The organism is Fusobacterium sp., assembly GCF_019012925.1.
In the GTDB taxonomy this organism is placed as follows: domain Bacteria; phylum Fusobacteriota; class Fusobacteriia; order Fusobacteriales; family Fusobacteriaceae; genus Fusobacterium_A.
In genome coordinates, this window is the sequence record NZ_JAGIRL010000054.1 from 40,609 (window position 1) to 62,036 (window position 21,428).

The 21,428-nt window shown below is 27.8% G+C and carries 23 protein-coding genes; 16 read left to right on the forward strand and 7 right to left on the reverse strand.

Features of this window, described 5'->3' with window-relative positions; translation table 11 throughout:
• Position 1: 1 nt before the first annotated feature.
• The 14 genes from nikA to nagA all read left to right on the forward strand — a co-directional run bounded on the left by nikA (position 2) and on the right by nagA (position 14,687).
• On the forward strand, positions 2–1,567 hold the full coding sequence (nikA, locus tag QZ286_RS10160) for a nickel ABC transporter substrate-binding protein (RefSeq protein ID WP_291256854.1): 1,566 nt from the start codon (positions 2–4) through the stop codon (positions 1,565–1,567).
• Positions 1,568–1,569: 2 nt separating this feature from the next.
• Positions 1,570–2,493 (forward strand): ABC transporter permease, encoded by a 924-nt coding sequence (locus QZ286_RS10165; protein WP_291256855.1) that lies wholly within the window; start codon positions 1,570–1,572, stop codon positions 2,491–2,493.
• Entirely contained in the window at positions 2,490–3,269 is a 780-nt protein-coding gene (locus QZ286_RS10170; protein WP_291256856.1) for an ABC transporter permease, read from the forward strand. Before QZ286_RS10165 ends, QZ286_RS10170 begins: the two co-directional genes overlap by 4 nt.
• Positions 3,270–3,271: 2 nt before the next feature.
• A complete protein-coding gene (locus QZ286_RS10175; protein ID WP_291256857.1) occupies positions 3,272–4,714 on the forward strand; it encodes an ABC transporter ATP-binding protein in 1,443 nt (480 codons plus the stop codon).
• 101 nt (positions 4,715–4,815) lie between these two features.
• Positions 4,816–6,147, forward strand: coding sequence for a dicarboxylate/amino acid:cation symporter (locus QZ286_RS10180; RefSeq protein ID WP_291256858.1), 1,332 nt, complete (start codon positions 4,816–4,818; stop codon positions 6,145–6,147).
• A gap of 154 nt (positions 6,148–6,301) precedes the next feature.
• Positions 6,302–7,504 (forward strand): pyridoxal phosphate-dependent aminotransferase, encoded by a 1,203-nt coding sequence (locus QZ286_RS10185; RefSeq protein WP_291256859.1) that lies wholly within the window; start codon positions 6,302–6,304, stop codon positions 7,502–7,504.
• 312 nt (positions 7,505–7,816) lie between these two features.
• On the forward strand, positions 7,817–8,527 hold the full coding sequence (locus tag QZ286_RS10190; RefSeq protein ID WP_291256860.1) for an amino acid ABC transporter permease: 711 nt from the start codon (positions 7,817–7,819) through the stop codon (positions 8,525–8,527).
• Entirely contained in the window at positions 8,520–9,248 is a 729-nt protein-coding gene (locus QZ286_RS10195) for an amino acid ABC transporter ATP-binding protein (protein ID WP_291256861.1), read from the forward strand. The genes QZ286_RS10190 and QZ286_RS10195 overlap by 8 nt, the downstream gene beginning before the upstream one ends.
• 17 nt (positions 9,249–9,265) lie before the next feature.
• Positions 9,266–9,991, forward strand: a complete 726-nt coding sequence (locus QZ286_RS10200; protein ID WP_291256862.1) for a basic amino acid ABC transporter substrate-binding protein — start codon at positions 9,266–9,268, stop codon at positions 9,989–9,991.
• 116 nt (positions 9,992–10,107) lie between these two features.
• Entirely contained in the window at positions 10,108–10,824 is a 717-nt protein-coding gene (locus QZ286_RS10205) for a 2-phosphosulfolactate phosphatase (RefSeq protein WP_291256863.1), read from the forward strand.
• Between the two features lie 48 nt (positions 10,825–10,872).
• A complete protein-coding gene (locus tag QZ286_RS10210; RefSeq protein WP_291256864.1) occupies positions 10,873–11,790 on the forward strand; it encodes a TIGR01212 family radical SAM protein in 918 nt (305 codons plus the stop codon).
• Between the two features lie 2 nt (positions 11,791–11,792).
• Positions 11,793–12,647: a MurR/RpiR family transcriptional regulator gene (locus tag QZ286_RS10215; RefSeq protein WP_291256865.1), complete on the forward strand. Its 855-nt coding sequence runs from the start codon at positions 11,793–11,795 to the stop codon at positions 12,645–12,647.
• A 19-nt stretch (positions 12,648–12,666) separates the two neighbouring features.
• On the forward strand, positions 12,667–13,494 hold the full coding sequence (gene nagB / locus QZ286_RS10220; RefSeq protein WP_291256866.1) for a glucosamine-6-phosphate deaminase: 828 nt from the start codon (positions 12,667–12,669) through the stop codon (positions 13,492–13,494).
• Between the two features lie 59 nt (positions 13,495–13,553).
• On the forward strand, positions 13,554–14,687 hold the full coding sequence (gene nagA / locus QZ286_RS10225) for an N-acetylglucosamine-6-phosphate deacetylase (protein WP_291256867.1): 1,134 nt from the start codon (positions 13,554–13,556) through the stop codon (positions 14,685–14,687).
• Between the two features lie 290 nt (positions 14,688–14,977).
• Here the strand turns inward: nagA and QZ286_RS10230 are convergent, their stop codons facing one another.
• Positions 14,978–15,955, reverse strand: a complete 978-nt coding sequence (locus tag QZ286_RS10230) for a tyrosine-type recombinase/integrase (RefSeq protein ID WP_291256868.1) — start codon at positions 15,953–15,955, stop codon at positions 14,978–14,980.
• 105 nt (positions 15,956–16,060) lie between these two features.
• Positions 16,061–16,744 carry a pseudouridine synthase gene (locus QZ286_RS10235; RefSeq protein ID WP_291256869.1) on the reverse strand — a complete coding sequence of 228 codons (684 nt, stop codon included), beginning with the start codon at positions 16,742–16,744 and terminating at the stop codon, positions 16,061–16,063.
• 118 nt (positions 16,745–16,862) lie between these two features.
• On the opposite strand from QZ286_RS10235, the gene QZ286_RS10240 reads away from it, so the two are divergent.
• Positions 16,863–17,411 (forward strand): hypothetical protein, encoded by a 549-nt coding sequence (locus tag QZ286_RS10240; RefSeq protein ID WP_291256870.1) that lies wholly within the window; start codon positions 16,863–16,865, stop codon positions 17,409–17,411.
• 373 nt (positions 17,412–17,784) lie between these two features.
• On the opposite strand, the gene QZ286_RS10245 is transcribed toward QZ286_RS10240, so the two are convergent.
• On the reverse strand, positions 17,785–18,408 hold the full coding sequence (locus tag QZ286_RS10245) for a hypothetical protein (RefSeq protein WP_291256871.1): 624 nt from the start codon (positions 18,406–18,408) through the stop codon (positions 17,785–17,787).
• Positions 18,409–18,526: 118 nt separating this feature from the next.
• On the opposite strand from QZ286_RS10245, the gene QZ286_RS10250 reads away from it, so the two are divergent.
• Positions 18,527–19,228, forward strand: coding sequence for a hypothetical protein (locus QZ286_RS10250; protein WP_291256872.1), 702 nt, complete (start codon positions 18,527–18,529; stop codon positions 19,226–19,228).
• Positions 19,229–19,283: 55 nt separating this feature from the next.
• Here QZ286_RS10250 and nfo read toward each other — a convergent pair whose 3' ends face one another.
• The 4 genes from nfo to QZ286_RS10270 form a co-directional block, all read right to left on the reverse strand.
• Positions 19,284–20,150, reverse strand: a complete 867-nt coding sequence (gene nfo, locus QZ286_RS10255; RefSeq protein WP_291256873.1) for a deoxyribonuclease IV — start codon at positions 20,148–20,150, stop codon at positions 19,284–19,286.
• 86 nt (positions 20,151–20,236) lie between these two features.
• Complete coding sequence (locus QZ286_RS10260) at positions 20,237–20,683, reverse strand: holin family protein (protein ID WP_291256874.1); 447 nt, start codon at positions 20,681–20,683, stop codon at positions 20,237–20,239.
• A gap of 15 nt (positions 20,684–20,698) precedes the next feature.
• Positions 20,699–20,950: a hypothetical protein gene (locus QZ286_RS10265; protein WP_291256875.1), complete on the reverse strand. Its 252-nt coding sequence runs from the start codon at positions 20,948–20,950 to the stop codon at positions 20,699–20,701.
• 11 nt (positions 20,951–20,961) lie between these two features.
• Positions 20,962–21,375, reverse strand: a complete 414-nt coding sequence (locus tag QZ286_RS10270; RefSeq protein WP_291256876.1) for a M15 family metallopeptidase — start codon at positions 21,373–21,375, stop codon at positions 20,962–20,964.
• Between the last annotated feature and the right edge of the window lie 53 nt (positions 21,376–21,428).

The following is a 21,428-nucleotide window of genomic DNA, read 5'->3' on the forward strand; positions in this document are numbered from 1 at the left end:
AATGAAAAAAATACTATTGTCGCTTATATTAAGTTCTTTTATTATAGGGTGTGGATCAGAGAAAAACTCAGAAAAAAATATGTTGAAAATAACAATACCAAAGGATATAGGAGAATTGAATCCTCATTTAATGGCAAGTCCACATTATGCTCAAGGATGGGTATATGAAGGATTAGTAACATTGAAGGATGGGGAGATAGCTCCTGTATTGAGTGAAAAATGGGAAATTTCGGAAGATGGAAAAGAGTATACATTTAAACTTAGAGAAAATATAAAATTTAGTGATGGATCTAATTTTAATAGCAATATTGTAAAGAAAAATTTTGAAGAAGTACTTATGAATAAAAAAGCTTTTTCATTTTTACAATCTTTAAAAGAGATAGAGAAAATAGAGATAATAGATGATTATACAATTAAATTTGTTTTAAAAAATCCATGTAACTCATTTTTAAAAGATCTTACATTTTCAAGACCACTTGTATTTTTAGGAGAAAAGGGATTTGTAGATGGACAACTGAGTGCCAAAGAGATTTCAGCTCCTATAGGAACAGGGATGTGGAGTTTAGATAAGTATGAGGCGAATCAATTTGCAATCTTCAAAAGAAATGAAAACTATTGGGGAGATAGGCCGAAGTTTGAGTATTTTAAAACATATGTTGTATCAGATATGGGAACAAGTGTAGCAATGTTAAGAGCTGGAGATATAGATATGATTTATGATAACTTTGACTCTTTAAATGTGGAAAATATTGAACAATTAAAAAAAGAGGGATTCAATGTTAAAATTTCAGAACCAAAACAGGTAACTAGCTTAAGTTTAAATACTGCTGGGAAAATTTTGGGAGATAAAAGAGTTAGACAAGCTTTAAATTATGCTACTGATAATCAAACAATCTCTAAGGAGATTTTTAAAGGAATTAGAAAACCAGCAGATTGCTATTTTACAAATGATGTGGAGTATGTTAAAAATACTGTGAAAAATTCATATGTATTTAATTTAGATAAAGCAAATAAATTATTGGAAGAGTCAGGTTGGAAATATGATAATAGTGGGGAGTATCGTCAAAAAAATGGTGAAATATTAGAAATAAAATTAAGTTTAGACAATAGTATAAAAAACGGAAAAATTTTAGCAGAGATATTACAGCAACAGTATAAAAAAGTGGGAGTTAAACTTAATATATCACAAGAAGAATCAAAATTATTTCGTCAAAATTGGACTAAAGGTGATTTTGATATAATAATGTTTAATTCTTGGGGTGGATCTTATGAACCTTTTGCAACATTGGCCGCTATGATAAGTGATGGAGATAAATTTAATATAGTTCAAAAGGGAATAGAGAATCGTGAAGAATTACATCAAGTTATGAGAGATTCTTTGATGGAGACTAATAAAGATAAACTTCAAAGTAATTTTGATTATATAGTTGAAAGTTTTTATGAGCAAGCTATATATGTACCTCTTGTAACTACTGTTGTAGTGGCAGTATCAAGAGAAGACATAGAAGGAGTAGAGTTTTCTTCAATAAAAGAAATTATACCTTTACAGAATGTTAGAAGGAAATAGCAATGTTTAAGAAAATAATAAATATATTGATCTTATTTTTTATAACATCCTGTATTGCTTTTATGGTGACAAGAATTATTCCAGGAGATCCTAGAATAGCTTATCTAAATACCTTTAATCTTCCATTAACCGAAGATAATTTGAAATATATCGAACGGGAGATGGGATTAAATATTCCAATATGGAAACAATACTATATTTGGCTAAAAAATATTCTTAATTTAAACTTAGGGAAATCATATATAAGTGGTTTAGATGTATATAATTATATGAAAGTTTCATTTATTTATTCGTTAAAATTAATGATTTTTTCAATTGGAATAATAATTTTTATAAGTTTTCCATTGGGGATTTTTTCAGCTATAAAACAAAATACAGTTTTTGATAAGATTATAAAGGGGTTAAGTTTAATAGGAATGTCTTTTCCTAAATTTTGGTTAGGATATATATTTATTAGTTTATTGGGAGTAAAATTTAAATTACTCCCAATTTCAGGTGCTTATGCAAAAAATAGTATAATACTACCTGGAATAACTTTGTCTTTATCATATATAGGATATTATACACAACTGATTAAAGAAAATATTTTGATGGTTTTAAAAAAAGATTTTATAAAATATGCAAAATTAAGAGGAGTAAAGAAAAAAAGGATAATGATAAACTATGCTTTATTAAATTCATTAACTCCTATAATAACTTCATTTGGAAAAACGGTTGGAAGCTTATTAGGTGGAACTGTAATAATTGAGAATATATTTGCTTGGCCAGGACTAGGAAAGATGATAGTAGAAGCTATTGATGGAAGAGATTATCCTATAATACAAGGATATATTTTTTTAGTCTCTACTCTCTTTATCATCTCAACAGAGATAAGTAGTTTAATTTGTTATTGGATTAATCCAAGGATGAAGGAGAAAGAGGAATGAGATATATAGTTAGTTTGTTTATGTTTATATCTATATTTGGTAAATTTTTATCTCCTAATGATCCAATAGAAATTAATTTACAAAAAAAATTATTATCACCTTCGTTTAAATATTTTTTAGGAACTGATTATTTAGGGAGATGTATTTTTTCAAGAATAATATTGGGAATACAGGTAACATTTTTAACAGCCTTGATTGTAACTATATTATCAGCATTATTAGGAATGTGTTTAGGAGTTATTGCTGGAAATTGTAATAGGAGAATAGAGAATATCATAATTAGAATTACAGATATCTTTGATTCATTTCCAAGTATAATAATTGTTCTTTTGATTGTAAATATAATGGGGAGTAGTGCTTTTAGTTTGGGTCTATCTCTCCTTTTAGTTTCTTGGACAAATTATTCTAGAATTTCAAGAAACTTGACAAAAGAACTTATGAGTTCAGAATTTATTATAATGAGTACTCTTTTAAATAAGTCTAAATGGAGAATTTTAAAAGAGGATTTGATTCCTAACATAACTCCACAAATTATGATAGTAGCTTTTAATAGTTTTGCTGGTGTTATTCTTAGCTTAGCTGGTTATTCTTTTTTAGGTTTTGGAGTAAGAGCTCCATATTCAGAACTTGGAATGATGATAAATGAAGGAAAGGATTATATATATAGTAGACCTGAATTGATGATAGGACCAGGTATAGTAATATTTATAATGGTAATATCTGTGAATTTATTAGGAAATGAGATAAAAAACCAATATGAAATAATTAAGGATTAGATATGGAAATATTAAAAATAGAAAATTTATCTGTATGTATAAAAGAGAATAAAATACTTAACTCAATAAATTTAATATTAGAAGAGGGACGGGTTTTAGGAATTGTTGGAAAAAGTGGAAGTGGAAAAACGACATTGATTTCTAGTATACTAAATATTCTTGATAAGAAGTGGAGTATAGAGGGAAAATTAGAATTAAATATTGATAAAGTAGCTTTAATCCCACAAGATTTTAATTCTGCTTTCAATCCTTTAATGAAGATAAAAAGCCATTTATATGAATTAATGGGAAATATTTCATATAGTGAAAAAAAGAGTAAGGCTATAAAAATTTTAAAAAGAGTAAAGATAAATAATCCTGAAATAGTTTTAAATTTATATCCTTATGAGCTGAGTGGAGGAATGTTGCAGAGAATAAATATTGCTTTTGCTCTACTTATGGAAAGTAAACTTATAATAGCTGATGAATTTACTAGCAGTTTAGATACAATTACACAAAATGAGATTTTAAAACTTCTTTATGATATACAGAAAAAAGAGAAAAAAACAATGATAATAATATCTCATGACTTAAAAGTTATTTCAGATTTATCTGATGATATCTGTGTAATGAAAAATGGAGAAATAGTAGAATGTGGGAGAAAAGATGAGGTTCTCTTTTCTCCTAAAAATGAATATACAAAAAAATTACTACATAATAAATTTTTAAAAAATGATTTAAATTTAGAGAAATTAGATAAAAAAATACTTTTATCAGTAGAGAATCTTTATAAAAGTTATGGAGATAAAGAGGTACTCAAAGATATAAATTTTAAAATCTTAGAGGATAGTAGTATTGGAATAATAGGTGAGAGTGGAAATGGTAAAACTACTTTGGCCAAGGTGCTTGTAGGACTAGAAAAACAAGATAGAGGAGAGATATATCTATATAATAAGCTTTTGAATAAAGAGATTTTTAAAAATAATAGAAATATGATACAAATAATATTCCAAAATAGTGTAGGAGCACTGAATCCATATAGAAAAATTAAAAATATTTTGGGAGATGTTACAAAAGATATTGATAAAATTAGTAAAATTTTATTAGAAGTTGGCCTAGAAAAAGAGAGTTTAGAAAAATATCCAAAGCAATTTAGTGGTGGACAGGTACAGAGAATATGTATAGCGAGAGCGTTGCTGTCAGAACCTAAATTGTTAATTTTAGATGAGCCTACAAGTAGCTTAGATAAATCTACTCAAATCCAAATTCTAAATCTCTTAAAAAAGATAAAGGTTGAAAAAAATATATCCTATTTAATAATTTCACATAATTTAGAAGTTATCGAATCTCTCTGTGATTCAATTTTAGTGATATATAGGGGAGAGATAGTAGAAAGAATTAAAAATTCTGATGAAATTACTATAACAAATGAATATACTCAAAAATTATTTTCATTAGCTAAATAATGTGTCAATTTTGTGAAAAAAATCTTTGACATAACTCCTAATTTATCTTATAATAACTGTTAGAAGTTTTTAAAATATTATAATATTAGGAGGAAATGATAATGAAAAAAAATACTAATACACTTGCTATTAAGATGAGTATAGCTTTGGTGTTAGGTATACTTGCTGGATTTTTATGTATTTTTTTAAGAGAGAGATTGGGAGTAAATAGTCCAACTTGGAAATTTATAAACTTTTTACTATTCCAAGACATTAGTGCTAAGGGTGGAGAAAAAGCTTTAGGACTTTTCTACATAGTGGGACAACTTTTTATAAATTCGTTACAACTTGTGATTATACCAATGGTATATACTTCAATAACACTTGCAATATGTCATATAAGTGACACTAGAAAATTGGGACGTATTTCATATAAAACATTGGGATTCTTCTTAGTTTCATCTGTATTTGCTTTAATCTTAGCTGGATTTGTAGGAATGGCTTTAAATCTATCAGGGGCATTTAATATCCACATAGAGTCAGGAGTAAATGTTGTAGCTGGTAAAACTGGAAGTAATCCACTACTTATGTTAATTCAAATGGTTCCAAACAATATATTTGCTGCCTTTTCTCAAAATGGTGGAGTTCTAGCAACTGTTTTCTTGGCAGTTTCTACTGGATTATGTATAAACTCTCTAGGAGAGAATTCTAAGTATGTAAAAGGGTTTTTACAAGAGATAAATGATATTGTAATTAAATTTTTAACATTTGTTATCAATGTTTTTGGACCAATAGCAATATTTGTACTATTGACAAGAACATTTGCTGCATATGGAGTAGAGCACTTAAAACCTGCTTTAATATACGTTGTATCTACAACTATTACACTATTTTTATTCCTTATATTCGGATATTCAATATTAATAGCAGTTTCTACTAAATTAAATCCATTACCTTTTGTAAAAAAAGCAGCAAAAGTAGCTTTATTTGGATTCTCAACATCTTCAAGTGCTGCTACATTACCATTAAATAAGAAAACAACAGTAGAGGAATTAGGAGTAAATAGCGATATTGCCTCTTTCGTTCTTCCTTTAGGAATGACAACAAATATGAATGGAACAGCTATAATGCAAGTTATTGCAGCTGTTTTCGTAGCAACTACAGCTGGATATGATCTAGGGCTATCAAATATATTTATTATTGGAATTTTAGCTCTTATAGCTTCAGTTGGAACACCTGCTGCACCAGGGGCAGGAGCAATAGTGTTATTTACAATCTTATCAGGACTTGGATATGTAAATGATACTGCTATATTGACATACTCATTGATACTTGCTATTAATAGACCAATTGAGATGTTAGTAACTTCTCTAAATGTAATTGGAGATAGTGCTGCAAGTATATATGTAGCTAAGAGTGAGCATATGTTAGATGAAGATGTATATAATAAATAGTTAAGTATTTAATACACTTGAAACTTAATTTGAAAGTTTTAAGTGTATTTTTTTATGAAAATATTATGAATTTATAATAAATATTTTGAATTTTTTTTTAAGATATGATAGAATGAATGAATAAATTAAAAATATTTAAGAAAGAGGGATGTTTATGAAAATATCAAATAGAGCTTTAGAGATGAATTTTTCTCCAATAAGAAAATTAATTCCTTTTGCTGACGAAGCAGAGAAAAGAGGAATCAAAGTATATAGACTAAATATAGGACAACCTAATATAGTTACTCCAGATTCTTTTTTTGAAGGATTGAACAATTATAAAGAGAAAATAGTTACATATTCAGATTCAAAGGGGATACTAAAATTAAGAGAGAGTTTTGTAAAAAACTACAAGCTTAGTGGAATAGACATTGATGAAGAGGATATATTGATAACTCAGGGGGGAAGTGAAGCTATATTATTTGTTTTAATGGCTATTTGTAATGAGGGAGATGAGGTATTAATACCTGAGCCTTTTTACTCTAACTATTCAAGTTTTTCTACATTTGCAGGAGCAAAGGTTAGAGCTATACCTACAACAATAGAGAATAGTTTTCATTTGCCAACTCAAGAGGAGATTGAAAAATTAATAACACCAAAAACAAGAGCAATTATGTTTTCTAATCCAGTCAATCCAACAGGAACTGTGTATACAAAAGAAGAGATTCTAATGATAGGAGAGATAGCTAAAAAACATAATTTATATATAATAGCTGATGAAGTTTATAGGCAGTTTGTCTATGATAATATAGATTATACTTCAATTATGAAGATGGATGATCTAAAGGATAGAGTTATACTTGTTGATAGTATTTCAAAACATTATAGTGCTTGTGGAGCGAGAATTGGACTTATTGCTAGTAAAAACCATGAGCTTATGAACTATATTTTGAAGTTTTGTCAAGCTAGACTTTGTGTTTCAACTATAGAACAACATGCTGCTGCAAATCTTATTAATACAATGGATAGTTACTTGGAAGATGTTAAGTTAAAATACAAGAGTAGGAGAGATCTTCTATTTGGATATTTACAAAAAATTCCAGGTGTAGTGTGTTCAAAACCTGAGGGAGCTTTCTATATTTTTGCTAAACTTCCTATTGATAATGCAGAGAAGTTTGCTAAATGGTTATTGACTGACTATTCCTATGATGGTAAAACTATTCTTATAGCACCAGGGCCAGGATTCTATCAAACAGAGGGAAGAGGAGAACAAGAGGTAAGATTCTCATTCTGTACGAATATTGATGATATAGAGAATGCAATGATAGTTCTAAGAAGAGCTTTGGAAGAATATAACAAAAAAAATATTGACAATTAAAAAAAATTAGAGTATAATCAAGAAAATTAAAACAAAAGGAGGAAGAGTAAATGTTAAGGAATTTAAGGATAAGGAAAAATAAACAACAAAATAATATAGTTACCTTGTCTTTGAAATTGACTGAATTACATTTATCTTCTTGAAAAGATTAGAGATATTGAGATATATCTTTATGAGCATAGAGTTGATGACTTTTAAATATTTATTAAGTATTTGAAGTTAGGTTTTATTTTAGTATGTAATACAGACATTTTCATGTCTGTATTTTTTTTATAAAAAAATAAATTTATATAATATATTTAAGGAGGAACAATGGAATACTTAATACTGTTAAAAGAGATTTTTATTGGAGGGGAGAGATATAAGTACATCTTGGATGGACTAGCATTCTCAGTTGGAACAACAGCTTTGGCAGCTATTATTGGAATAGCTTTAGGAATATTTATAGCCTTGTTACAACTTTCACATTTTTATCCATTTAAACATACTAAGAGCTGGAAAAAATTTAATCCTTTATCTAAAATAGCATTTGTTTATGTAGATTTAATAAGAGGAACACCAGCAGTAGTACAATTAATGATACTTGCAAATCTAATATTTGTTGGAAGTTTAAGAGATACACCAATACTTGTGATTGCAGCAATATCATTTGGAATTAACTCTGGAGCTTATGTTGCAGAGATAATTAGAGCAGGAATAGAGGGACTAGATAAAGGACAGATGGAGGCAGCAAGAGCCTTAGGAATGAACTATGGACAAGCAATGAAAGAGATTGTAGTACCTCAAGCTATTAAGAAGATACTACCAGCTCTTGTAAGTGAGTTTATAACACTTTTAAAAGAGACTTCTATAGTAGGTTTTATAGGTGGAGTTGACCTACTTCGTTCAGCTAATATAATTACAAGTCAAACTTATAGAGGAGTTGAACCATTATTAGCAGTTGGATTAATATATTTAGTAATGACAGCTATGTTTACAAGATTTATGAGAAAAGTAGAAAAGGGGTTGAAAGTAAGTGATTAAGATAGAAAAACTTTTTAAAAGTTATGAAGAATTAAATGTACTAAAAGGGATAGATGCACAGGTAAATAAAGGGGATATTATAGCTATAATAGGACCTTCAGGAAGTGGAAAATCAACATTCTTGAGATGTATAAATAAGTTAGAAGAACCAACTAAGGGACATATCTATATCAAAGATCAAGATATTATGTCAGATGAAGTTGATATAAATGTAATTCGTCAAAATGTAGGTATGGTGTTTCAGCATTTTAACTTATTTCCACATAAAACAGTTATGGAAAATTTAACTCTAGCTCCAATGAAGTTAAAAAATATATCACAAGAGGTAGCTGAAAAGAAAGCCATTGTACTACTTGAAAAAGTTGGACTTAAAGATAAAGCTAATGTCTATCCAAACCAATTATCTGGAGGGCAAAAGCAAAGAATAGCAATAGCTAGAGCTTTAGCAATGGAGCCAGAGATTATGTTATTTGATGAACCTACTTCTGCTCTTGATCCTGAGATGATAAAAGAGGTATTGGATGTAATGAGAGATCTAGCTAAAGAGGGAATGACTATGTTAATAGTAACACATGAAATGGGATTTGCTAAAAATGTAGCTAACAGAGTTTTCTTTATGGATGGGGGAATAATTTTAGAAGATACTACTCCTAATGAACTATTCTCTAATCCAAAACATAATAGAACAAAAGAGTTTTTAAATAAAGTTTTAAACAAATAGTAAGGAGAGTGTTTATTATGAAAAAAATGTTAAAAAATGTTTTAGTGGGATTGATGGTTTTATCTTTATCTAGTTTAGCTATGGCTAAAGAGAAGATATACGTGGGAACAAATGCAGAATTTCCTCCTTTTGAGTATTTAGAAAAAGGGGAGATAGTAGGGTTTGATATAGAGATGATGAATGAGATTGGAAAGGTATTAGATGCTGATATAAAAATACAGGATATGGCTTTTGATGGACTATTACCAGCTCTACAGATGAAAAAAGTTGATGTGGTAATAGCTGGAATGACAGCAACTGAAGAGAGACAAAAAATGGTATCTTTTACACAACCTTATTATACTGCTAGTCAAGTTATTATAGTAAAAGAGGGAAATAACAGTATAAAATCATTTGATGATCTAAAAGGAAAAAGAGTTGGAGTTATGTTAGGATTTACAGGAGATGTAATAGTAAGTGATATGGAAGGAGTTAAAATCGAGAGATATAACGCAGCATATGCTGGTATAATGGCTTTAAAAGTTGATAAGATAGATGCTGTAGTTTTAGACTCTGAACCTGCTGAAAATTATGTAAAACAAAACTCAGGACTTCAAATAGCAGAGGCTGAAAGTGCTCAAGAAAAATATGCTATTGCTGTTAGAAAAAATGATAAAGAGTTATTAGAAAAGTTAGAAAAGGGATTAAATGAGATAAAAGCTAATGGAACTTATGACAAGTTATTAAAAAAATATTTTAACTAATAATAAATATTAAAGGAAAGAGAGAAGATGTTAGGAGTTGATATTTTCTCTCTTTTATTTGACTAGAAAGTATTTAGAGTGCTATTATATCTATGAGTACTAGAAGGAGGTTGTAAATGAGAATTGATATTATAGATACAGCAGGAAATGTAACTTTTGATAAAATTAAGGGGAAAACTGTTATAATTATTGATGTGCTTAGAGCTACAAGTGTTATGATAACAGCTTTAGCTAATGGAGTGAAGGGAATATACCCATATAGAGATATAGAGAGTGTTTTAGAAAATTCTAAACTAGATATCAATCCACTACTTTGTGGAGAGAGAAAAGGATTAAAAATAGATGGATTTCATTGTGGGAACTCTCCTCTTGAGTATAAAAGAGAACTGATAGAGGATAGGAATATGTATATGACTACTAGTAATGGAACGAGGGCAATCGAAAGTTGTATTGGAGCAGAGAGAGTATATATTGCTGCTTTTTTAAATATAGAGGGTGTTGTTAAACAGATTATAAAAGATGAAAAGGATGTAGTCATAATTTGTTCAGGAACAGATGATAATTTCTCCTTAGATGATGCCTTGTGTGCTGGAGAGATAGTTAAAAGAGTTGAGAAAGTCAAGAAGGTTGAACTTTCTGATATGGCAATAGCTTTGAGAAAAATAGCTGAGAATTCAAAGGAAGTTTGTGATACATTAGAGGGAACAAAACACTATGAATATCTAAAAAGATTAGGATTTATAGAGGATTTGAAATATTGTCTTTCTATGGATAAGTATGATATTGTCCCAATATATAGAAATGGAAAAATTACAATAAATATAGAGAATTAAATATGGATTTTTATGGTATAATATAATAAAAAATAGAAGGATTAATAGATGAAAAGATATAATACATTAAATGATTATTTTAAAACAACTTTTGGGAAAAAAATTTATAAAGTATCTTTAGATGGTGGATTTACTTGTCCAAATAGAGATGGGACTTTAAGTAAAAGAGGCTGTATCTTTTGTAGTGAAAGAGGTAGTGGAGAGTTTGCTGGAAAAAGAGGAGATGATATCTATAATCAAATAGAGGATCAATTAAAACTCATAGAGAAAAAATTTCCAGATGGAGAAGTAATAGCTTATTTTCAAAATTTTACTAATACATATGCAGATGTGGAGTATTTGAGAGAGATATATACAAAAGCCTTGTCACACCCTAGAGTAATAGGACTTGCCATAGGAACAAGACCTGATTGTTTAGGAGAAGATGTTCTAAATCTTTTGGATGAATTAAATAAGAAGCATTTTATTTGGATAGAACTAGGGCTACAGACTATAAATGAAGATGTAGCTAAAAAAATTAATAGAAAATATCTCTTAGAAACATATGTTAAGGCTACTGAAGAATTAAATAAAAGAAATATAAAATTTGTAACTCATATAATAGTTGGACTTCCTTATGAAAATGAAGATGATCCACTAAATACAGCAATATTTGCAGAAAAATGTGGGACTTGGGGAGTTAAAATTCATCTCTTACATGTAATAAAAAATACTATGTTAGAAGAGATTTATAATAGAAATGAATTAAAATTGCAAAAAAAAGATGAATATGTGAAAAAAATAGTTAAAATTTTGGCAAATTTATCGTATAATATAGTCATACATAGAGTGACGGGTGATGGAGATAGAAATAATCTGATTGGTCCTCTTTGGAGTCTAAATAAAAGAGATGTATTAAACAGTATTGATAAACTGATGAAAGAGGAAGATGTTGTTCAAGGTAAATATAAAATAGAGAGGGGGTAAGAATGGGAGTACTCATTAAGATAAGTAATATTCAAAATGATCTTTCTGCAGGAGAAAAGAAAGTTGCAGATTACGTTTTAGAAAAACCTGAAGAGATAAAGGATCTAAATACTTATGAGATAGCGGAAAAGACTAATACTAGTCAGGCTACTGTTGTAAGATTTGCTAAAAGAATTGGATTTAAAGGGTTTCCTGATTTTAAATTAGCCTTAAGTCAAGATTTAGGTAATAGAAAAGCAGAATCTCATATTAGTATTATACATGAGGATATAAAAAATGATGATAGTTTTGAAATAATTGGAAGAAAAATAGCAAATGCAAATGCAATAGCTATTAATAATACTTGTGAAGTAACTGATTTTGAGGAGCTTGAGAGAGCTGTTATAGCTCTGGGAAAAGCTAAAAAAATAATGTTAACAGGAGTTGGATTTTCAGGTATAGCAGCTAAAGATTTTTATTACAAGCTGTTAGAATTAGGAAAACCAGCAGTCATTGAAACAGATACTCATATGCAACTAAGTTGTTTAGCTACAATGACAGAAAATGATGTTTTATTTATAATCTCTCATAGTGGAAAAACATTGGAAATGTATAATATAGCTAAGGTAGCAAAAGAAAAAAATATAAAAATTATAGCTATGACTAGTATAGCTCCTAATCCAATTAGAGAGTTAGCAGATATAAAACTTAATACTGTAGAGATGAAAAGTAATTTTAGATCAACAGCATTGACACCGAGAATATCACAATTAACAATAATAGATATGTTATATGTTAAATTGATGTTGGAGAATAAAAAGATGCAAAATTATATCTTTGATGCTATTGAATTAGTTCAAGGATTTAAAATAAAATAAATATATTAGGAGGAAAAAGATGAGAGTAGTTATAACTGATAAAAATGTAGGAGATTGGGCTGCTGTATATGTAGCAAGAAAAATCAACGAATTTAAACCAACAAAAGATAGACCATTTGTATTAGGATTACCTACAGGTGGAACACCATTAGAAATGTATAAAAGATTAATACAATTAAATAAAGATGGCATAGTTTCATTTGAAAATGTAGTTACTTTTAATATGGATGAATATGTAGGATTAACACCAGACAATGATCAAAGCTACCATTACTATATGCACCATAACTTCTTCGATCATATTAACATTCCAAAGGAAAATATAAATATATTAGATGGAATGGCTGAAGATTATCAAGCAGAGTGTGAAAGATATGAAGAAAAAATAAAATCATATGGAGGAATTCACCTATTCTTAGGAGGAATTGGACCAGATGGACATATAGCTTTTAATGAGCCAGGATCTTCTCTTTCTTCAAGAACTAGAGATAAAGAATTAACTATGGATACAATAATAGCTAACTCTAGATTCTTTGGTGGAGATGTAAATAAAGTTCCTAAATTAGCTTTAACTGTTGGAGTAGGAACAATATTAGATGCTAAAGAGATATTAATTATGGTAACAGGAGCTAATAAATCTAGAGCTTTACACTATGGAATTGAAGAAGGAGTAAATCATATGTGGACTATATCTGCTCTTCAACTACATAGAAGTGGAATAATTGTTTCTGATGAAGCAGCTTGTGCAGAGTTAAAAGTAAGTACATACAGATATTTTAAAGATATTGAAAAAAATAACTTAGACTCAGAAAGATTATTAAAAGAATTATACGAAGAGAATAAATAATTAGAGAGTAATATTAGGGGTCGCAGTTATGTGACTCCTTTTATATAATAGGAGGTCTTGTGAGAAAAGCAATAATAAATGGAGAATTATTTATAGGGAATAGATTTTATAAAGGGAAAGTTCTAATTTTTGAAAATGATAGAATAGTTGATATAATAAATGAAGTTGATTTTTCAAAAGATGGAATAGAAATTATTGATGCAGAGAACAATTATGTTGTTCCAGGGTTTATAGATCTTCAATTGAATGGTTGTGGTGGAGTTCTATTTAATGATGATATAAGTGAAAAAACTCTAGAAACAATGTATAAAACTAATTTAAAATATGGTTGTACATCTTTTACTCCTACACTTATTACAACTTCAGATGAAAATATCTTAAAAGCTATATCTCTTGTAGAGGGGATAGATAAAGAAAAGTATGGAGTGTTAGGATTACATATAGAGGGACCATATATAAGTGTTGAGAAAAAAGGAATACACAATCCTAAATACATTAGAAAAGCTGATGAGGCTATTATTGATAGAATAATTGAAAGTGGAAAAGAGAATGTAAGAATAATAACTTTAGCACCAGAAAAAACAGATGGTAAAATTATATCAAAATTACATAGTGCTGGAATTGGAGTAGCTCTTGGTCATACAAATGGAACTTATGAAGAGTTGAAGGAAAAAGAAGGATACGGTATAACATTAGCAACACATCTATATAACGGGATGTCATCATTTAACCATAGAAATCCTGGAGCTGTAGGAGCAGTATTTGATAGTGATATATGTGCTGGAATAATTGTTGATGGATTCCATTGTCATTACTCTGCAATAAAATCTGCTATTAAAGTGATGGGGGAAAGATTGTATCTTGTAACAGATGCTGTATCTCCTGTAGGAACAGATATGGAATACTTCTATTTTGAAGGAAATAAAGTATATTATAAAGATGGAAAATGTTTTGGAGAAGATGGAACATTAGGTGGTTCAGCTTTAACTATGGATGCAGGAGTTAGAAACTTAGTAAAACATTGTGATATTACTTTGGAAGAGGCTATAAGAATGGCTACTCTATATCCAGCTAAAGCTGTTAAAATAGATGATAAATACGGAAAACTTCAGCCAAATTACTTTGCAGATATAGTCTTCTTAGATAAACATTTAAATCTTAAAAAGGTAATAGCTAAAGGAATCGAGTATTAAAATATTTAATTCTATTTGTTGAAGTCTTCACTTTTAGTATCAAAATAAATTGATAGAATCATAAAAATTATTCTAAATAATTTTTATTCTTATGCATAAATTAATCAAACCACATATAATGTTAATTATATGTGGTTTGATTATTAAAATAATTTTTATTTATATAATTATTAAAATGTAATCTCCTAATAAATTGTTTAAAAACGTTATAATTATGAAGTATTATAATGAATATAATTATAAATCTTAATATAAATAATTATTATAATTTTATATTTAAAATTATATGACTATATTTTTTCTAAATCTGGAAGCTTTTCTAAAACTCTTTTTTCTAATACTGACTTAGCATTTATATATACTTCTGTTACTCTTGTATCTGCGTGTCCTAAAAAATCTCTAATTTCTAAAATGTCAGCTCCATTTAAAGAAAGTTCAGTCGCTACTGCGTGACGAACATTGTGAGGGCTAATATCCTTACCTATCAATTTACCAAAATTTTGAATTATATCATATAGGGTTCTGTAAGCTAATTTTGTATTTTTCTCAGCAGAACTATTGAATATAAAAATATCTTCAATCTCTTCATTACTGATGTTATATATCTGTTGCTTATATTGTTTATATTCTAAAAGTTTTTCAACTAGAGTTGGATAAATAGATTTATACTGTTCTTTTCCACTTTTTGTTTGTTCTAGTTTTATAAAGTAATTTCCTTCTCTGTTTAGTAGATGTTTAAATTTTAAATTAATAAGTTCAGAACTTCTCATACCTGTATAAAAAAGAGTGTATAATATAGTTAGGTTTCTATACTCCTTTTCTCCTTTTATAGTATATTGTCCTATAATTTTTTTTATGTCTTCAGCAGAAAGTTTTAATACGTTATCTATATTTCTAGAAACTTTGAACAACTCCACATACTTAAATGGATTATTGTAACCATTTTTTTCTAGCTCTTTGTATAGGGATTTCAAGGCAGATATAATTTTATTAATAGATGTTTTTTTCATCTTTCTATCCTCAATTAGATGAGTAAGATAATCTTCTACATCTTGTTTTTCAATCTCCTTCATTAGGTCTATCAGTTCATCAGCTCTTATATTTTCCCCTTCATAAATATATTCTAAAAAATCTTTTAAATAAAAAAGATAATCTTTTATAGTTTTTTCAGAACGATAAATTTCAAAAATACTTTTTCTATTCTCTTTTTCTCTTTTTTTTCTTCTTGGAGTATCTAATCTAGTTTCTCCTCTTTTAATGATATCCATTTTTTCTCCTAAAAGTCCTAATATATTTTTTATAAAATACTATCAAATAACAAAAGAAATTAAACTTTCTGATATAAACTATGGCTCAATTTTATAAAAAATAAGTTATTTTAAAATTTCTTCAATAGAAATCTCTTTTACCTCACCTAGCTCCATACCTTCTAATTTTAAATTTCCAAAACTTAATCTTTTTAGATAAATAACTTTATTATCTACAGCTTCTAACATTTTTTTTACTTGATGAAACTTCCCTTCTGAAATTGTTAGTTCAATCTCTTTGTCAGAGATGATTTTAGCTTGGGCAGGTTTAGTAATATATCCTCCAATATCAACTCCTGATTCCAATTTTTTTATATCTTCTTGATTTATTATATTTTCTAGTTTTGCATAATAAGTTTTATCTACATGTTTTTTTGGAGAAAGTAGAGAGTGAGATAATTTTCCATCATTGGTAAAAAGTAGTAATCCTTCTGTATCTTTATCCAATCTTCCTACAGGAGCTAGATCTTTTTTTATTACCCACTCAGGTAGTAACTCCATAACTGTTTTCTCTTTTGGATCTTCAGTTGCTGTTATATATCCAGCTCTTTTATACATTATATAATATCTAAACTCTTTGTACTCTAATATTCTTGAATCTAACTCTACTTTATCTATACTCTCTTTTATATTACTTTGTGGATTTTTAACTATAATTCCATTAACTTTAACTCTATTACTGTCTAGGATTTTTTTAACTTCTCTTCTACTTCCAATTCCACACTCTGTTAAAAATTTATCTAATCTCATTATTACCTCCAATATATGTTACTACATCTATACTATCATATATTTAGATAAGTTTCAAATTTACTTTTAATATAGTAAATGTTATAATAGATTAATAACATAACAAAGGAGCAGTATTATGGTAGATTTTAAAAAAATAGATAGTATGATTGAAACAATTGAACAGGGAGTTATTCCTGATGGATATACAAATAATGAGTTTTTTATGGAGTTTTTTGATACTGTAAATCTAATTCCACTTTCTAAATATCTTAGAAGCAAGGGAAAGGATAGTAAGCTTCCTAAAATAATGAATGCCAAAAAAGCAGGAGAGGTACTTCTTTTAACCTATAGAGATGATGAGGTAAAAACATATTTAAAAAGAAAGGGCTATACTGAAATACCTCAGTTGGATTATAGATCTATAATGTTATTAAGAAAGATAGATTTATATGGAAATTGGAATAAAGTTATCTCATTTTTAGAAGGGAAAGGTAGTGTAGGGGAGATAAATCAATCAACTAGGAAACTGCTTTTACCTCAAGAGGTAGAGCTGTTGGAACTACATATAAAAACACTTTTATCTATTGAGGAAAAGGAACTGAATTGGCTATTGAGCAAGATAAAGAAGATAGAAGAAAGCAAAGAGTTGAAAAGAGCAATAAAAAAATTGATAGGTAATATATAAAAAAGCGATGTCAAAAGGCATCGCTTTTATAATGGGATAATATATCAGCTAGGTAGCTTTTCAAAGAACAAACTTATCTTATCCTACTATTGTCCTAGATTTTATAAAATCTTAACACTATATTCTATTCTTAAAACTTGACTCTAAACTCTAAAAACTAAATTCTAAAGACTAAAAGCTAAAAACTAAAGACTTAATCTCTTTGGATTTACTATTATATTTACAGATTTTATCCTTCTTTTTCTTTACTCTTCTCAATAAAAATGTTTTTAGTTGTAAATTTTTTTTATTTTTATAATTCAGATAACAAATTTACAAAATCTTTCTGAATAGGTTGTTTTAGAAATATTCGATATATTATCCCAATTTTAAACTATATTAACTCTATCTCAAGAGTATTTTGAACATTTAAAATATTGATTAAAGTATTGATTTTTTGATCAAACTCATCTTTGAACTCTTTCTCTTTTTCAAGTTCTTTTTTTAGATCAAAAATCTCTTCAATAACAGGAGTATATGATTTTCTTCTCTCTTCTAATTTCTCAGAGATTGCTATATTTCCAATTGATTTATTAGAACCATATAACATTTTTTCAAATTCTTTAACCTCGTTTTCTTGCACCAATTTTAATTCTGCTTCTTTTGAGATCATATTATTAATATTCTCTTCTAAGATATCAATAATAATATTCTCATTGTTTTTTAATCTTTCTAAAGCTTCTGCAATAGTGATTTTCATCTCTCCAATTTCAATGAAAGTACAAGCATTAAATTGTAAGATAGCTTGTCTTATCTTATTTCTATTAGCAACAAGTTGCTTATAACTTTGATAAAGTGCATTTGTTTCCTCTAAATATTTTTTAGCTTTTTCTTTATCATATCTAATATTAGTATCAGCATAAAAAAGATCTGTATTCTCTAATTCAAACTCTTTTTTAGCTATCTTTTTATTGTATAATTTAACTTCTCCTAACCATTCCATAACAGTTTTTTTCATTACTATCACCTCACATTTATTTTCAAATATAATATAACATATTTTTGTAAAAATGTAAAGTAAAATGTAAAAAAATATAAAATTGATTTTTTTTGTAAAAAATGATACTATTTATATTATGGAGATAAAGAATTTTTTAAAAAAATATAAAATAACCTTAAAAGAATTAGCCGATATTTTAGAGATATCTAGACCTACTCTCAATACATACATATATCAATATGAACAAGAAGAGGAGATACAAAATAAATTATATCAAAATATATTCAAAAGTATCTTTACAAAGGAGTGGGGAGATAAAGTTGAGATATTTGAAGAGATTAACCATTTAAAGAGAAATAAAAACAATGAAAATGTGGATTATCTAAGTGAAAACCTAGAACTTATAAATTCCATAAAAGAAAAAATGTATAGTGATATGAAGGGAGCAAAGGAGGTTTTACCACTATATAAATTTATTAATAGTGTCTTATATAACTATAATGGAGATGATGGATTGACTGGTTATATAGACTATAACCTTTATTTAAATGGATTAAAAGAGTTAAAAAATATCTCAGAAGAAGAGAAAATACTCATATCAAATATCTACCCTATAATGAAAAATTTTGTCAAAGATAAGCTTATATTTGATGAAGAGGGTTATAAATTATTTTGTCAAAGAGTAGAAGAGATAAAAAAAATGAGGATAGAAGAGACAGAAAGAATAGAGAAGGAGTTTCAAGAGAGAATAAGAAGGGAGTTAGAACTTAAATTCAATATTGGAAAAACAATAGAGGAGAAAAAAATTTTGGAACTTTTGGAAAAAATTAAATTTTAAAATATATAAAAAAAGAAGTTGATTAGCTATATAACCAACTTCTTTTTATAATTAATTATTTAATAAGACTATATAGGTATTTAATCTCCTCTTCCCAAATAGTATCATCAATAGTTTCTAATATTATTGGAATATTATCAAATCTAGGATCATTCATAAATCTAATAAAAAATTCCTCTCCTAAAAATCCCTTTCCAATACTATCATGTCTATCCTTTTTACTTCCTGTATCAAACTTAGAATCATTTAAATGAATTCCTTTAAGATATTTAAAGCCTACACACTTTTCAAACTCTTCCATAGTCTTTTCATAACCAGCAAGATCTTTTAATTCATATCCTCCAGCTAAAGTATGGCAAGTATCTAAACAAACACCTATTCTACTTTTATCATCTATTTTTTCTATAATTTTACCAAGATGAGAAAAATCATATCCCATATTTGATCCTTGTCCAGCTGTATTTTCCAATACAACAGTAACATTTTTAGTAACAGCCAAAGCTTTATTAATAGAATCAGCTATATTATCAATACACTTTTCTTCACTGATTTCATTTAAATGACTTCCAGGGTGAGTGTTTAAGTATTTTAAACCAAGCTGTTCACATCTTTTGATCTCATCTATAAAAGCATTTAAAGATTTTTCTCTCTTCTCCATATCCTCTGCTCCTAAATTGATTAAATAACTATCATGTGGTAGGATATATTCTGGAGAATATCCATATTTTAGTAAATTATTCTTAAATTCATTTATATCATCTTCACTAAGAGGTTTAGCTTCCCAACGTCTTTGATTTTTAGTAAATAAAGCAAAAGCTCTAGCTCCAATTTTATTAGCATTGATCGGAGCATTAAATACTCCACCTGTTGTAGATACGTGAGGTCCGATCCACTTGTTTTTTATTTTATCTTCTCTTGTCATTAATAAATCACTCCTTTATATTATACTAATTATATCATAAATTGGAGTAGAGAGGAATAGGTAACTTATTTTAAAATAGAGGAAATTTAACTTCCTCTATTTTTACTATCTCTATATTGTTCAAGCATATTCTTTAACTTTTCAGGGATAGGAACTCCACAAATACTTGCATTTTCCAAAATAGAAAGCCCCTCATTACTTAGTAAAATTCCTATTGTTAAGCTCTTAATGGCAAACTTTCCCTCAAATAATAAATCTATCTGATATGCTAATACAACTACTCCAATCATAACCATTTTTTTTAGTAAACCTTTAAATCCAGCCTTACTATTTACCTTTTCAATTATGAAAGCTTTTGCTACTCCTGTTATATAATCAACAGTCATTAAAACTACTAAACAACTCATCATTTTATCTTCTCCACCTGTTAGTAGGAAAATAAAAGAAATGATAGCTCCAATACCCAATACTATCTTATTGATAAGGAGTGTTCCTACATCAATAAATAATTCTATTACTTCTGTTAATGTCATTATGTAATCCTCCCTTTAGTTTGTGAATAGATAATTTATCATTCTTTCAAAAATATTAAACCACCACTCCGTTATAGAAAGCTTTGGAAATATTGAAGCTAGCACACACATTAAGAATACTCCTAACATAATAATTGCAATAACTTTATTGAATAGATCTAACTTTTTAACTTCTATATCTTGTTGTTTTTCTCCATTTTTAGATTTTTTAGAAAATAAGTCAATCAATTTATTTGTTACACCTCCAATAATAGCTACTATATTCATATTTCTCACCCCTATTTTAATATCAATTGAAAATGAGGATAATCACTGAAATTTTTCCAATCTCCTCCCCATTCTATATTATATTGTTTCATCAATTCTCTAGCTGAATCAGCTACTTCTTTAAATATTCTTTTATCCCAGTTGGCTTTATTATTAATTATGACAGCTATATCAAAAGCATATCCTAATCCATCAGTTTTTACTTGATGCTTAGATTTAATTTTATAACCATCACATTTAGTTATAATTTTCCCTGGAATAGTTCTTCCTTGTTGATATAATTTATTTTGTTCTTCTGCTGTTCTAATTCCACAAGTTATAGAAATATCGTGAGGAGTTACTTTTATTAACTCCATAGCAAACTCTTTTAACTTGGGATGTAACCCCTCTAATCTTTTTAAACTTCTTTGACTGTATTTATACATAATATTCACTCCTTTTTTGTTTTAAAATGTTTGTAATTAAAAAATTTCTGTCC

Coding starts and splice junctions, on each gene's coding strand:
- nikA (WP_291256854.1), top strand. CDS start 2: ATGAAAAAAATACTATTGTCGCTTATATTAAGTTCTTTTATTATAGGG.
- QZ286_RS10165 (WP_291256855.1), top strand. CDS start 1,570: ATGTTTAAGAAAATAATAAATATATTGATCTTATTTTTTATAACATCC.
- QZ286_RS10170 (WP_291256856.1), top strand. CDS start 2,490: ATGAGATATATAGTTAGTTTGTTTATGTTTATATCTATATTTGGTAAA.
- QZ286_RS10175 (WP_291256857.1), top strand. CDS start 3,272: ATGGAAATATTAAAAATAGAAAATTTATCTGTATGTATAAAAGAGAAT.
- QZ286_RS10180 (WP_291256858.1), top strand. CDS start 4,816: ATGAAAAAAAATACTAATACACTTGCTATTAAGATGAGTATAGCTTTG.
- QZ286_RS10185 (WP_291256859.1), top strand. CDS start 6,302: ATGAAAATATCAAATAGAGCTTTAGAGATGAATTTTTCTCCAATAAGA.
- QZ286_RS10190 (WP_291256860.1), top strand. CDS start 7,817: ATGGAATACTTAATACTGTTAAAAGAGATTTTTATTGGAGGGGAGAGA.
- QZ286_RS10200 (WP_291256862.1), top strand. CDS start 9,266: ATGAAAAAAATGTTAAAAAATGTTTTAGTGGGATTGATGGTTTTATCT.
- QZ286_RS10205 (WP_291256863.1), top strand. CDS start 10,108: ATGAGAATTGATATTATAGATACAGCAGGAAATGTAACTTTTGATAAA.
- QZ286_RS10210 (WP_291256864.1), top strand. CDS start 10,873: ATGAAAAGATATAATACATTAAATGATTATTTTAAAACAACTTTTGGG.
- QZ286_RS10215 (WP_291256865.1), top strand. CDS start 11,793: ATGGGAGTACTCATTAAGATAAGTAATATTCAAAATGATCTTTCTGCA.
- nagB (WP_291256866.1), top strand. CDS start 12,667: ATGAGAGTAGTTATAACTGATAAAAATGTAGGAGATTGGGCTGCTGTA.
- QZ286_RS10230 (WP_291256868.1), bottom strand. CDS start 15,955: ATGGATATCATTAAAAGAGGAGAAACTAGATTAGATACTCCAAGAAGA.
- QZ286_RS10235 (WP_291256869.1), bottom strand. CDS start 16,744: ATGAGATTAGATAAATTTTTAACAGAGTGTGGAATTGGAAGTAGAAGA.
- QZ286_RS10240 (WP_291256870.1), top strand. CDS start 16,863: ATGGTAGATTTTAAAAAAATAGATAGTATGATTGAAACAATTGAACAG.
- QZ286_RS10245 (WP_291256871.1), bottom strand. CDS start 18,408: ATGAAAAAAACTGTTATGGAATGGTTAGGAGAAGTTAAATTATACAAT.
- QZ286_RS10250 (WP_291256872.1), top strand. CDS start 18,527: ATGGAGATAAAGAATTTTTTAAAAAAATATAAAATAACCTTAAAAGAA.
- nfo (WP_291256873.1), bottom strand. CDS start 20,150: ATGACAAGAGAAGATAAAATAAAAAACAAGTGGATCGGACCTCACGTA.
- QZ286_RS10260 (WP_291256874.1), bottom strand. CDS start 20,683: ATGACATTAACAGAAGTAATAGAATTATTTATTGATGTAGGAACACTC.
- QZ286_RS10265 (WP_291256875.1), bottom strand. CDS start 20,950: ATGAATATAGTAGCTATTATTGGAGGTGTAACAAATAAATTGATTGAC.
- QZ286_RS10270 (WP_291256876.1), bottom strand. CDS start 21,375: ATGTATAAATACAGTCAAAGAAGTTTAAAAAGATTAGAGGGGTTACAT.